The sequence below is a fragment of the Methylobacterium sp. J-001 genome, from assembly GCF_022829565.1.
Lineage (GTDB): Bacteria > Pseudomonadota > Alphaproteobacteria > Rhizobiales > Beijerinckiaceae > Methylobacterium.
The window spans coordinates 40944-52664 of record NZ_JAKSYN010000060.1; the positions used below are offsets into that span (position 1 = coordinate 40944).

An 11721-nucleotide genomic window follows, 5' to 3' on the forward strand; every position below is an offset into this window, starting at 1 on the left:
TTTGCTTGTCTGGAGACTGCCAGAGAGAGGACCATTCTCTGCACTCCCGGCCGCAACCGGCCGCGTGCGGCCTTCGCGGGTGAGTCGGTCACGCTCACATCGTGTTTGTAGCTGGGCTCTTGGCGCCGGTTAATCGGCACCGGGGCCTCTGAACCGCCGAACCCGCGATTGCGCCCCACCCCGGGCGGCCCTATAGTGAGCCATCCCCATTCGACAGCGTGAGACGGGACTTCCGGATCTGCATCCGGAGCCCGCGGCCCGGTGCCCGGCCCCCGTCCCGCCAGGCCGGAGCACGAGAGCACATGTCCCAGGGTCCGCTGATGCCGAAGGCGACCGCCGTCTGGCTGGTCGAGAACACCTCCCTGGCCTTCGAGCAGATCGCCGACTTCTGCAAGCTGCACCCGCTCGAGGTGAAGGGCATCGCCGACGGCGAGGTCGCGGCCGGCATCAAGGGGCTCGATCCGGTCTCCACCGGCCAGCTCACCCGCGACGAGATCGAGAAGGCCCAGAAGGCGCCGCACTACAAGCTCAAGCCGGCCGTCTCGAAGGTCAAGCTGCCGGAGGTGAAGCGCACCACCAAGGGCCCGCGCTACACCCCCCTCTCCCGCCGCCAGGACCGGCCCAACGCCATCCTGTGGCTGCTGCGCAACCACCCCGAGCTGAAGGATGCGCAGATCATCCGCCTAGTGGGCACCACCAAGTCGACGATTCAGCAGATCCGCGAGCGCACCCATTGGAATTCCGGATCGCTCCAGCCGATGGACCCGGTGACCCTGGGCCTGACCACCCAGATCAACCTGGATTTCGAGGTCCAGCGCGCCGCGGCCGACCGCCCGGCTGCCCTGGCCGCCGAGTCCGGCGCCTCGCTCCTGCCCACCGAGGTCTCGACGGCGCCCGAGCCCGAGGAGACGGCTGAGCATGGCGGCCGCGAGGAGCGGATCGACGCCGATTCGGTCTTCGCCAAGCTCAAGGGCCGGCATCAGGACGAGGACGACGAGGACTAGGTCCGCCGGTTCTCACGGCGCGCCGCGTCCCGGCTCAGCGCGCCGCGTCGAAGGCCGCCAGGAAGGCCGTCAGGTTCTCCGGCAGGGCGGGGCACAGGTAGCCACCCTCCTGGACGATCACGGTGGGCAGCCCGGCCCGTGCGATCCGCTGCGCCGCCGCGGCGAAGCCCGCCCGGGTCACCGTGAGCACGCCCATCGGGTCGTCCGCGGCGGCGTCGAGGCCCAGGGCCACCACCAGCCCCCGCGGCTTGAATGCCGCGATCGTCGCCAGCCCGGCCTCGATGGCGGCGAGCCACGGTGCGTCGCCGGAGCCCGGCGGCAGCGGCAGGTTGCGGTTGAGGCCGGTGCCCGCCCCCGTCCCGGTCTCGTCGGCATAGCCGGCGTAGAACGGGAAGTAGTCCGACGGGTCGGCGTGGACCGAGACCGTGAGCACGTCGCCGCTTGCGTAGAAGATGCCCTGCGTGCCGTTGCCGTGGTGGACGTCGATGTCGAGGATCGCCACCGGACCGCCTCCGGCCGCGAGCATCCGCTGCGCCGCGATCCCGCTGTTGTTGAGGAAGCAGAAGCCGCCGGCGGACTCCGCGTAGGCGTGGTGGCCGGGTGGGCGGCACAGGGCGTAGGCGTGGCCCGTCTCCAAGGCCGCGTCCGCAGCCGCGACGGCGCATTGCGCCGCGCCGTAGACCGCCGCCCAGGTCCCGGCCCGGATCGGCGTCGAGGTGTCGGCGGTGTAGAGGCCGACGCGCCCGAGCAGGCCGGTGGGCGTCCGGTGCATCTGTGGCCGGGCGAAGCTGCCGGTGAGGATCTCGTCGGCGATGCCCGGAATCTCCGCCCGGCGCGCCCAGGCGTCGGCCAGGAACGCGACGTAGCCGGCATCATGCACGGCCCGGATCGGGTCGAGGCCGTGGTCGGCGGGCTCCGCGAGGGCATGCCCGCCGTCCCGGGCCGCCGCGTGCAGGATGGCGTAGCGCGAGGCCTGCTCGGGATGCGGGATCGGGGTGCCGCGCCGCAGGTAGCGTTCGGGATCGTGCCGGGCGGAGTCGGCGGTGTGGAAGACGCGCATGGGCGCAAGTTAGGCGTGCTGGCGCCGCGCGTCACCCGCCTGTGGGGCGAGGCTGAAAGGTCGGGTTTCCAAAGGGCTCAGCCCTTTGGCGGGGTTCGGGGGCGGTGCCCCTGAGAAACCTTCATGACACCAGGGCTCTGCCCTGGACCCGCAAAAGGTCATGGACCTTTTGAAACCGGGATTTTCACCGCTGAGCCGTGATCCGCGCCCGCTCCCGCGGCGTCATCCGTGGCGCCTGCGGGCGGGGACTTCGTCCACGAACCGGCCCGCCAGGACGGGCGTCTCGGCGGCGATCTCGCGCAGCAGGGTCGGCACCCGGGCCCAGGGTTCGGTGACGGTGTGCGAGCCCGGCCGGACGGCGCCCCGCTCCTGCCCGCCAGCCACGCGGATATCCGACCAGCGCGCGCAGAACGCCTCCACGCAGGCCGGGTCGAAATGGCGGCCGCTCTCGGCCTGGATGCACGCCAGGGCCGCCTCGAAGGGCATCGCCTCCTTGTAGGGCCGCTGCGTGGTCAGGGCGTCGAATACGTCCGCCACCGCGACGATCCGGGCCGCCAGGGGGATTCCGGTTCCGGAGAGCCCCTTCGGATAGCCGCTGCCGTCCCATTTCTCGTGATGCGCCTCGGCGATCTCGGCGGCCAGCCGGATCAGCTCCGAGGTGCTGCCGCCCAGGATGCGCTGGCCGATGGTCGCGTGCGTCTTGATCAGGGCGAACTCGTCCGGGTCGAGCCGGCCCGGCTTCAGCAGGATGCCGTCCGGGATCGCCACCTTGCCGACATCGTGCAGCGGCGCGGCGAGGTACAGGTTGCGGCAGAACTCCGCCGGCAGGCCGAGCGCCTCGGCCACGATCTGGCTGTAGCGGGCCACCCGCCAGGTGTGGTCGCCGGTGTCGTTGTCCCGGTATTCGACGGCCAGCGACAGGCGGAAGATGATCTCCTCCTCCCGCTCGCGCATGTGCCGCAGGGCGGCCTCGACCTCGCCGTCGAGCCAGGCGGCCTGCTCGGCCAGCCGGCGTACCGCCTTGGCGAGGCGAACCAGGTTGCGCAGCCGCACGGTCTGCTCGACGCCCCGCATGGACTTGTCGAGGAAATCGGTCGCCCCCGCCTCCAGGGCCGCGAGCCGCACCGCGTCGGAGATGTCGCTGGTGACCATCGCGATGGGCACCTGGGCGTAGTGCGGGATGGTGCGCATCCGCTGAATGAACGCGATCCCGTCCATCGTGGGCATGTGGTAATCGACCAGCACCAGATCGAAGGCGTGCATCTGCGCCTCGACCAGGGCGGCGGCCGGGTCGGCGTAGTCGGTCACGCTGACGTCGGGCTTGGCCTCCAGGATCTGGCGCAGCCGCCGACGCATGGTCGCGCTGTCGTCGACCAGAAGCACGTCCATCATGGCGTTTCGCCTTGCTCCGCGGGTGCGGGCCCGGGGCGGGAAGGGCGGGGCATCGGTGCCGCGATCACGGCGGCCTGCGGGCGCCGAGGGCCGCGGGTTTCCGAAGCCGGATCCAGGGGGGTGAACGCGGTCATGATCCGATCCGGTGACGATCGCGGGTGACGGTGCCGTGTTCGATATGAAGGTCTCATCGGCGGTATGCTTCGTTTGGAGTATTGCACGTTAAAGGAGAGTAAATAATATCAAGATCGCGTGGAACGATATTTGGAAACGGAACGATAGATCTTACCGTAATTGCTTGGATTTTGGACCGAATTGTTCCTCGATCGATGGCGGGTATAGAGATTGATTTGTTTCAAATACAAATGGAGGCGGTATCGCGCTATATCCATACGGAATTCGTCGCGACAGATTTGAGCCTGTTCTGGTCGCCCGCCCCCTCGATCCGTCAGGGCGGCTCCGGTCGGGACAGTCCTCCGGCGGCGCTGACACGCAAGCGGGGCGGCGATACCGTCCCGCGCCGCCGTCACGGGACGGATGGGCCGGGCCGTGCTGCTTCCGGGAGGGACCTTCGGCGATGATGCGGTTCGATCTCACCGATCTCGGCCTGTTCCGGCACGTGGTCGAGGCCGGCTCGATCACCCACGGGGCGGCGCGGGCGAACCTGGCCCTGGCGGCCGCCTCGACGCGGATCCGGCTGATGGAGGAATCCCTCGGCGCCGCGCTGCTGACCCGGGGGCGGCAGGGGGTCAGCCCGACCCCGGCCGGGCGCACGCTCCTGGCCCATGCCCGGGAGATCCTGGCCGGCGTGGAGCGCCTGCGCGAGGAGATGTCGGTGTTCTCCGGCGGCGCGGTCGGGCAGATCCGGGTTCTGGCGAACACCAACGCGCTCACCGAGTTCCTGCCCGACGCGCTCTCGGCCTTCCTGGCCGGCCATCCCGGGATCGGGGTCGAGATCGAAGAGCGCACCTCCGAGGAGATCGTCGGGCTGGTGGCCGAAGGCGCGGCCGATCTCGGCATCCTGTCCGGCACGGTCGATACCGGCTCGCTCCAGACCTTCCCGTTCCGGGAGGACCGGTTCGTGCTGGTGGCGGCCCGGGACCACCTCCTGGCGGCGCGCGCCGACATCGCCTTCGTGGAGGTGCTCGGACACGACCTCGTCGGCCTCGACCGGCGCAGCGCCATCAGCCGGTTCCTCGTCGCCCAGGCGGTGCGGGAGGGGCGGCCGATGCGCCTGCGGGTGCAATTGCGCGGCTTCGATGCCGTCTGCCGCCTGGTCGAGGCCCGGGTCGGGCTCGCGGTGCTCCCCGAAAGCGCGGCCGCCCGGGCCGCCCAGGGCCTCGCCATCGCGGTGGTGCCGCTCTCGGATGCGTGGGCGCGGCGCGACCTGACCCTGTGCCTGCGCGACCTCGCCGGCCTGCCGCCGTTCATGCGGGCCTTCGTGGCGCAGCTGCGCGCGTGAGCGCGACCCAGATCCGGGCCGGATCGGGGTTCGGAGACGTTGCGGCAATTCAATCAGAAGATGAGATTGTCGAAGGGCTTCGATGTCGCCGCGTAAATGAATGTTTCCTGGCTCTGAAAATACTACGTACGTCCTTTACAGGTGGCGTCGCCGCTGCGATCTGCATGGTTTGGTCTGATTAGATTCTGATACCGGGGACGGGACGACTTTGCGATGACAGCGATGGGTGGCGAGGTGGACAGCTGCGACGTGGCCGTGGTCGGGGCCGGCCTGGCCGGGAGCTGCCTGGCCGGCGCGCTGGCCCGCGCCGGGGCGCGGGTCGCGCTGATCGACGCCCAGGCCGAGCGCGGTGAGGCGCGCCGCGACTTCCGGGCGGAGAAGTTCGGGGCTGAGCAGATGGCCCTGTTCGAGGGGCTCGGCTTCGGCCAGGCGCTCGCCGCCTGCACGACGCGGACCGACGAGGTCGCGGTGGTCCGCTACGGCCGCCTCGCCTACCGGGAGGCCGCCCGCGAATGGGGGGCGCATTATCCCGTGCTGGTCGGGGCGGCCCGGGCCGCCCTGCCCGATGGGCTGCTGATTCCCGGCCGGGTCGCCGATCTGGATCTCGGGCCGGATCGCCAGGCGCTCACCTTAAGTGACGGCCGCCTGATCGAGGCGCGGCTCGTCGTGCTCGCCACCGGGTTGGGCCAGGCGCTGCTCGCCAAGGCCGGCATCACCAAGCGAGCGCTGAGCCCGCGCCACTCCCTGGCGGTCGGCTTCGACATGGCGGCGCCGCGGGCCGCCTTCCCGTTCCCCGCGATGACTTACTTCGCCGAGGGGTTCGGTGGGCGCGACGCCTACCTGACCCTGTTCCCGATCGGGGATGGGATGCGCGCCAACCTGTTCTGCTACCGCGATCCCGGCGAGCCCTGGGTCGCGGCCTTGCGCCGGGACCCGGAGGCGACCCTGCGGGCGATGATGCCTCGGCTGGCGCAGCATTGCCCGGACCTGTCCGTGGCCGGGCCCCTCGAGGTCCGGCCGATCGACCTCGCCCGGGCCGACGGGGTGGAGCGCGACGGGCTGGTGCTGATCGGCGACGCCTTCCAGACCGCCTGCCCGATCCCCGGCACCGGAATCGGCAAGCTGCTGACCGATGCCGACCGGCTCGCCCGGGTCCACGTGCCGGCCTGGCTCGCCACCCCCGGCATGGGCCGCGAGAAGATCGCGGCCTTCTATGCCGACCCGGTCAAGCAGGCCTGCGACGCGCGCAGCCTGCGCGCCAGCGTCTATGCCCGCGGCCTCGCCGTGGAGACGGGGGCGCTCTGGCGGGCCCGGCGCCTGCGCAACCGGCTCGCCCGCACGGCGATCCGCATGGCGAAGGACGGGCCGCGGGCCGCCGCGGCTCTGGCGCCCGGCCTCCTGCCGATCGGACTCTAGCGTTCGGCTTCGTCAGGGCTCCGCCCTGACAACAAGCCAAAGGGCTCGCCCTTTGGAAATCCGAACCCGCACCTCGGGTCTTCGTCGCGGCGCGCCCATGGGCTAGCCTCGCGCTGATTCCGCCGGGGGGCGGAGGAGGGTTGGGTATGTCGATCGAGACCGTGGATGCTGCCGGCCGCCGCCGGGGCGCCGATCTGCTGCTGGAGGTGCTGCGCTCGGAGGGGGTGCGCTACATCTTCGGCAATCCCGGCACGACCGAATTGCCGCTGATCGACGCGCTCACAGAAACGCAGGACATCGCCTACATCCTCGCCCTGCAGGAGGCGACCGCGGTGGCGATGGCGGACGGCTATGCGCAGGGCGCGCGCCGGCCGGCCTTCCTCAACCTGCACACCGCCGGCGGCCTCGGCCACGGCATGGGCGCGCTGTGGAATTCCCAGGTCAGCGGCACGCCGCTCGTGGTCACGGCCGGCCAGCAGGACCTGCGCCACGCCCTCTCCGACCCGCTGCTGATGGGCGACCTCGTCGCCATCGCCGACCCGGTAGTGAAATGGGCGCGCGAGGTCACCAGCCCGGACCAGATCCCGGTGCTCCTGCGCCGCGCCTTCCACGATTGCGGGGCCGCCCCGTCCGGCCCGGTCTTCCTGTCCCTGCCGATGGACGTGATGGAGGCGATGACCGCGACCCCGGCGGGCGAGACCTCGACCATCGACCAGCGCGCGGTGGCGGGCTCCCTCGACAAGCTGGCCGAGAAGCTTGCCGCCATCGCGCCCGGCCGCCTGGCCCTGATCGCCGGCGACGAGATCGACGCCTCGGACGCCTCCGCCCAGGCGGTGGCGCTCGCCGACCTGCTGGCGGCGCCGGTCTACGGCTCGTCCTGGCCGGCCCACATCCCCTTCCCCACCGCCCACCCGCTCTGGGCCGGCAACCTGCCAACCCGGGCCGACGCGATCGCCGACATCCTCGGGCGCTACGACGCGGTCTTCGCGCTGGGCGGCAAGTCGCTGATCACCGTGCTCTACTCGGAGGTCTCGGCGGTGCCGCCGGGGACGCAGGTGTTCCAGCTCTCGGCGGATGTCCGCGACCTCGGGCGCACCTACGCCACCAGCCTGTCGACGGTGGGCGACATCCGCGCCTCCCTGGACGCGCTGCTGCCATTGCTCGCCCCGCGCGTAGCCGACCGCGCCGCCGCCTACGCGGAGCTGCGGGCGCAGGCGGAGACGGCGCGGATCGAGCGTCGGGCCAAGCTCGCCGCCGCGGCCGATGCCGCCTTCGACGATCCGGTGATCGCGCCGCTCGTCGCCGCCCGCGAGGTGGCCCGGGCCGTGGGGGCGCAGACCACGATCATTGATGAGGCGCCCGCGACGCTGACACATCTGCGGACCTTCCTCGACAGCGCCTCCACCCACCAATACGCGGCGATGCGCGGCGGCGTGCTCGGCTGGGGCATGCCGGCCGCGGTCGGTTTCTCGCTCGGCATCGACCGGGCGCCCGTGGTCTGCGTCGTTGGCGACGGGGCGGCGATGTACTCGCCTCAGGCGCTCTGGACCGCCGCGCACGAGAAGCTGCCGGTCACCTTCGTGGTAATCAACAACGCCGAGTACAACATCCTCAAGAACTTCATGAAGGGCCAGTCGCACTACGCCTCGGTGCGGGCCAACCGCTTCATCGCCATGGATCTCACCGACCCGCGCGTCGACTACCTGGCGCTCGCCACCTCCATGGGGGTGCCGTCCCGGCGGGTGACCCGGGCCGCCGACATCGCCCCGGCGATCGAGGCCGGGATCCGGTCCGGCGGCGCCAACCTCGTGGAGGTGGTGGTCCGGGCGAGCTGAGTGGGGGCGGACGGGGCGTCGCCGAACGGCCTGGAAGAGCTTCGAGGGAGCCGGCGGACGATTGGAATCGGTCGCCGGGCCTCCAATGTCTGTATGTAGCGACATGCGAGGTTCAGCATGACCGTGCCGACGTTCACCAGCCGCGAATTCAATCGCGAACCCGATCGCATCAAGCGCGCCGCGGCGGATGGCCCCGTGATCATCACCGAGCGCGGCCGGCCGATCATGGCCGTCCTTCCCTACGACGCATACGAACGCCTGAAGGCTTCCCCCGGCAACATTCTGGATGCCCTCGACATGGAGGGTGTCGGCGATATCGACATCGACTTCACCCGGCCGGCTACGTTCCCGCGTCCGGCCACCTTCGACTGATGTACCTCCTCGACACCAACGTCCTGTCCGAGCTTCGCAAGCGGAGCAGCGGCAGGATCAATCCTCAGGTCGAGAGATGGGCTACGGAGGTCGATCCCAGCAGCCTGCATGTGTCCGTCATCACGGTCATGGAACTCGATTCGGTATCGCTCAACTTGAGTGCCGCGATCCCTGGCAAGCCTCCGCTTTGCGGCTCTGGTTGCATAATCGCGTCTTGCCAGCCTTCGCCGGACGCATCCTGCCGATCGACGCCGCCATCGCGGTGCGCTGCGCCCATCTTCACGTTCCTGATCCCAAGAGCGGGCGCGACGCTTGGATCGCGGCGACCGGCTCGCTCACGACCTGACGATCGTTACCCGCAACAGCGCCGATTTCGCCGCGACTGGCGCGACGCTGCTCAACCCCTGGCGTGAGGGCAGCTCCCTCTGACGGGACGGGTAAGGAGGGGGGGGCGGCTCTACTCCAGTCCCGGGACCGGCAGCCCGAAGGCGGCGGCCAGAAGCACCATGTTGAGGCCGAGCACCACGGCCGCCCCGGCGATCGCCAGCGCCTGGGTCAGCGGGCCGTTGGCGAAGGCCCCCATCACGCTGCGGCGGCGGGTGAACACCACCAGGCCCACCATCGGCACCGGCAGGGCGAGCGACAGCACCACTTGGGACAGGACCAGCGCCCGGGTCGGATCGACGCCGATCGCGACCACGACGAAGGCCGGCAGCATGGTCACCAGCCGGCGGACGAGGAGCGGGATATGCCAGCCGGTGAAGCCCTGCATCACCATCTGGCCGGCGAGCGTCCCCACCACCGAGGAGGAGATCCCGGAGGCGAGCAGCGACACCAGGAACGCGGCCCCGGCCGCCGGACCGAGCAGCGGGGTCAGGGTGCGGTAGGCCTGGTCGATCTCGGCGACCGCGCTGTGGCCGGCATGGAAGGCCGCCGCCGCCATGATCACCATCGCGATATTGACGAGGCCGGCCAGCAGCAGCGCGACCACCACCTCGCGGTTCGAGTAGCGCACCAGCAGGCGCCGGTCGGAATCGGTCCGGGGGCTGCCCCGCCCCTGGGTCAGTCCCGAATGCAGGAACAGCGCGTGCGGCATCACGGTGGCGCCGATGATCCCGACCGCGATGGTCAGCGCCTGCGCGTCCGGGATTTTCGGGGTGACGAGGCCTTTGGCGGCCTCCGCCCAGGCCACCGGCGCGATGGCGAGCTCGACCGCGTAGCAGAGGCCGATCGTGCCGACCATGACGCCGATCGCGATCTCCAGCGGCCGGAAGCCTTCGTTCTCCAGCAGCAGGATCGCGTAGGTGACGATCGCGGTGATCGCCATGCCGGCCATCAGCGGCATGCCGGTGAGCAGCGACAGCCCGATCGCGCCGCCCAAAAACTCCGCGAGGTCGGTGGCCATGGCGGCGACCTCGCTGATGCCCCAGGCCGCGAACCGACCGCTCCGGGGAACGGTATCGCGAAAATGCTCGGCGAGGTTCTTGCCGGTGACGATCCCGAGCTTGGCCGAGAGCGCCTGGAACAGCATCGCCGTGAGATTGGCGAGCAGCACCACCCAGAGCAGGCCGTAGCCGTAGCGGGCACCGGCCTGGATGTTGGTGGCGAAATTGCCGGGGTCCATGTAGGCGATCGACGCCGTCACGGCAGGCCCGGCAAACAGCAGGAACCGGAATCGGCCTCCCGGCCGGCCGTCGAGGGTGTCGCGGATCGCCTGTTCGGTGCGCCGGCTCATCCGCCCTGGCGCAGACCCTTTGGGGGTCGATCCGTCGGGCATCCGCTCCCCGGGGATCGTCGCCGCATCCGGCGTTGCCATGCCTCACCCTTTTCTCAAAGATATAGCTTGGGCTATATTCAGAGCAACGGCCACGGGTTTCAAGAGGGCATTTCAGGGGGGGCGCACGTGCGTCGCGGGACTCCCCATGCCGGGGCGGATCTTGCTAGACAGGTCCGGGCGGCGCCGGGGGGCGGCGAAAGAGAGAGCCGATGCAGGAACCGTCCGAGCCGAGCGCCCCCGAGACCGTGCTGGTCGATCCCGAGCGGCATGTGGAGAGCTTCCGTCAGGCCCGCGAGGCACGGCGCTCTGAGCTCGTCGAGGACTATGTCGAGCTTATCGACGACCTGATCGGCGACGGCGGCGAGGCCCGCCAGGTCGACATCGCCGCGCGCCTCGGCGTGGCCCAGCCCACCGTCGCCAAGATGCTCAAGCGCCTGTGCGAGGACGGCTTCGTCCAGCAGCGGCCCTATCGCGGCGTGTTCCTGACCGAGGCCGGCCGCCGGCTCGCCACCCAGGCGCGCGAGCGCCACCGCATCGTCGAGCGCTTCCTGTGCACCCTGGGCGTCAGCCCCGAGACCGCCCGGCGGGATGCCGAGGGGATCGAGCACCATGTCAGCGCCGAGACCCTGGCGGCGTTCCGCGCCTTCGTGGACAGCCGGCAGGAGACGTGATCGGCGACCGGGCGCATTGCGTCCGGGGGACGGAGAATCATCGGATGCGCCATGCGGGCTCGGCCTCCGAAGTCGCACGTGCCGCGGGCGATCGGGGCAGGGTGGGATGAGCCGATCGCGCTTAGCAGGATCGATGAGGGGTGACTGAGGGCACCTGATGCGACGCCCTGTGGCCAGATCCGCCCACGCGAAACGCCTGACGCTTGCCGGCGTGCTGGCCGTGGCCAAGTCGGGCCTCGGCCCCGACATACGCTGTGAAATCATCGCGAGCGTAGCGCGATCAGCGTTCACGGAAACCTGGCTCGCACACCCGGGCCGACCGGTGGATTGGGACTGGGCCGCGCTGTCGGCCGGTTTCCAGAACAACCATCCGAAGTGCTTCAATGCTGCGATCTGGTACGACGAGACGTTGTGTGGGTTGGCGATCGGTGCGGTGAACCAAGACAGGTTCGTTGCCTTGGATTTCCTTGAAGGCAATCCGGATCCGACGCATCCGCTCAAAGGGCGGGTGATTGAGATCGTCCTGACTATGGCGGAAGCCTACCGGCAGCTGATCGTTGTGCCGGAGCTTCGGCTTCATCACGTCGACCCGGACCTTATCCCCTTGTACAAAAGGCAAGGCTTTGCGCTTGCGCCCGATCTGGCAGGCTCTCATCATATGGTCCGGAGGTGATCTCAGTGCCGAAAGCCGCGCCTGTGACGGAACCGACGGTGACCAGCCGCGAAGTGACC

General features: G+C 70.2%; 11 protein-coding genes. 7 read left to right on the forward strand and 4 right to left on the reverse strand.

Features of this window, described 5'->3' with window-relative positions; genetic code table 11:
* Positions 1 to 302 precede the first annotated feature (302 nt).
* Positions 303 to 1004, forward strand: a complete 702-nt coding sequence (locus MKK65_RS06530) for a DUF1013 domain-containing protein (RefSeq protein ID WP_243956450.1) — start codon at positions 303 to 305, stop codon at positions 1002 to 1004.
* 34 nt (positions 1005 to 1038) lie between these two features.
* On the opposite strand, the gene MKK65_RS06535 is transcribed toward MKK65_RS06530, so the two are convergent.
* Both MKK65_RS06535 and MKK65_RS06540 read right to left on the reverse strand, forming a co-directional pair.
* Positions 1039 to 2064: a histone deacetylase family protein gene (locus tag MKK65_RS06535; RefSeq protein WP_243956451.1), complete on the reverse strand. Its 1026-nt coding sequence runs from the start codon at positions 2062 to 2064 to the stop codon at positions 1039 to 1041.
* A gap of 222 nt (positions 2065 to 2286) precedes the next feature.
* The gene (locus tag MKK65_RS06540) at positions 2287 to 3453 is read right to left on the reverse strand and encodes an HD domain-containing phosphohydrolase (protein ID WP_058192896.1); all 1167 of its coding nucleotides are present in this window, start codon (positions 3451 to 3453) and stop codon (positions 2287 to 2289) included.
* 580 nt (positions 3454 to 4033) lie between these two features.
* On the opposite strand from MKK65_RS06540, the gene MKK65_RS06545 reads away from it, so the two are divergent.
* The 4 genes from MKK65_RS06545 to MKK65_RS06560 all read left to right on the forward strand — a co-directional run bounded on the left by MKK65_RS06545 (position 4034) and on the right by MKK65_RS06560 (position 8541).
* On the forward strand, positions 4034 to 4918 hold the full coding sequence (locus MKK65_RS06545) for a LysR substrate-binding domain-containing protein (RefSeq protein ID WP_243956453.1): 885 nt from the start codon (positions 4034 to 4036) through the stop codon (positions 4916 to 4918).
* 213 nt (positions 4919 to 5131) lie between these two features.
* Complete coding sequence (locus MKK65_RS06550) at positions 5132 to 6334, forward strand: FAD-dependent oxidoreductase (protein ID WP_243956455.1); 1203 nt, start codon at positions 5132 to 5134, stop codon at positions 6332 to 6334.
* Between the two features lie 146 nt (positions 6335 to 6480).
* Positions 6481 to 8169: a thiamine pyrophosphate-binding protein gene (locus MKK65_RS06555; RefSeq protein WP_058192858.1), complete on the forward strand. Its 1689-nt coding sequence runs from the start codon at positions 6481 to 6483 to the stop codon at positions 8167 to 8169.
* A gap of 117 nt (positions 8170 to 8286) precedes the next feature.
* Positions 8287 to 8541 (forward strand): type II toxin-antitoxin system Phd/YefM family antitoxin, encoded by a 255-nt coding sequence (locus tag MKK65_RS06560; protein ID WP_243956457.1) that lies wholly within the window; start codon positions 8287 to 8289, stop codon positions 8539 to 8541.
* Between the two features lie 64 nt (positions 8542 to 8605).
* On the opposite strand, the gene MKK65_RS31345 is transcribed toward MKK65_RS06560, so the two are convergent.
* Complete coding sequence (locus MKK65_RS31345) at positions 8606 to 8824, reverse strand: hypothetical protein (RefSeq protein WP_313902027.1); 219 nt, start codon at positions 8822 to 8824, stop codon at positions 8606 to 8608.
* Between the two features lie 174 nt (positions 8825 to 8998).
* A complete protein-coding gene (locus tag MKK65_RS06570) occupies positions 8999 to 10357 on the reverse strand; it encodes an Nramp family divalent metal transporter (RefSeq protein ID WP_243956458.1) in 1359 nt (452 codons plus the stop codon).
* Positions 10358 to 10527: 170 nt separating this feature from the next.
* Here MKK65_RS06570 and mntR point away from each other — a divergent pair, with 170 nt between their 5' ends.
* Together mntR and MKK65_RS06580 are read left to right on the forward strand one after the other, a co-directional pair.
* The gene (gene mntR, locus MKK65_RS06575; protein WP_058192861.1) at positions 10528 to 10989 is read left to right on the forward strand and encodes a manganese-binding transcriptional regulator MntR; all 462 of its coding nucleotides are present in this window, start codon (positions 10528 to 10530) and stop codon (positions 10987 to 10989) included.
* 157 nt (positions 10990 to 11146) lie between these two features.
* Positions 11147 to 11662, forward strand: coding sequence for a hypothetical protein (locus MKK65_RS06580; RefSeq protein ID WP_058192862.1), 516 nt, complete (start codon positions 11147 to 11149; stop codon positions 11660 to 11662).
* The last annotated feature ends 59 nt before the right edge of the window (positions 11663 to 11721 follow it).

Bases quoted from the DNA above. Each gene is read 5' to 3' on its own strand.
- MKK65_RS06570 (WP_243956458.1), bottom strand. From the start codon at position 10,357: ATGGCAACGCCGGATGCGGCGACGATCCCCGGGGAGCGGATGCCCGAC.
- MKK65_RS06540 (WP_058192896.1), bottom strand. From the start codon at position 3,453: ATGGACGTGCTTCTGGTCGACGACAGCGCGACCATGCGTCGGCGGCTG.
- MKK65_RS06555 (WP_058192858.1), top strand. From the start codon at position 6,481: ATGTCGATCGAGACCGTGGATGCTGCCGGCCGCCGCCGGGGCGCCGAT.
- MKK65_RS06530 (WP_243956450.1), top strand. From the start codon at position 303: ATGTCCCAGGGTCCGCTGATGCCGAAGGCGACCGCCGTCTGGCTGGTC.
- MKK65_RS06545 (WP_243956453.1), top strand. From the start codon at position 4,034: ATGATGCGGTTCGATCTCACCGATCTCGGCCTGTTCCGGCACGTGGTC.
- MKK65_RS06550 (WP_243956455.1), top strand. From the start codon at position 5,132: ATGACAGCGATGGGTGGCGAGGTGGACAGCTGCGACGTGGCCGTGGTC.
- mntR (WP_058192861.1), top strand. From the start codon at position 10,528: ATGCAGGAACCGTCCGAGCCGAGCGCCCCCGAGACCGTGCTGGTCGAT.
- MKK65_RS06580 (WP_058192862.1), top strand. From the start codon at position 11,147: ATGCGACGCCCTGTGGCCAGATCCGCCCACGCGAAACGCCTGACGCTT.
- MKK65_RS06560 (WP_243956457.1), top strand. From the start codon at position 8,287: ATGACCGTGCCGACGTTCACCAGCCGCGAATTCAATCGCGAACCCGAT.
- MKK65_RS06535 (WP_243956451.1), bottom strand. From the start codon at position 2,064: ATGCGCGTCTTCCACACCGCCGACTCCGCCCGGCACGATCCCGAACGC.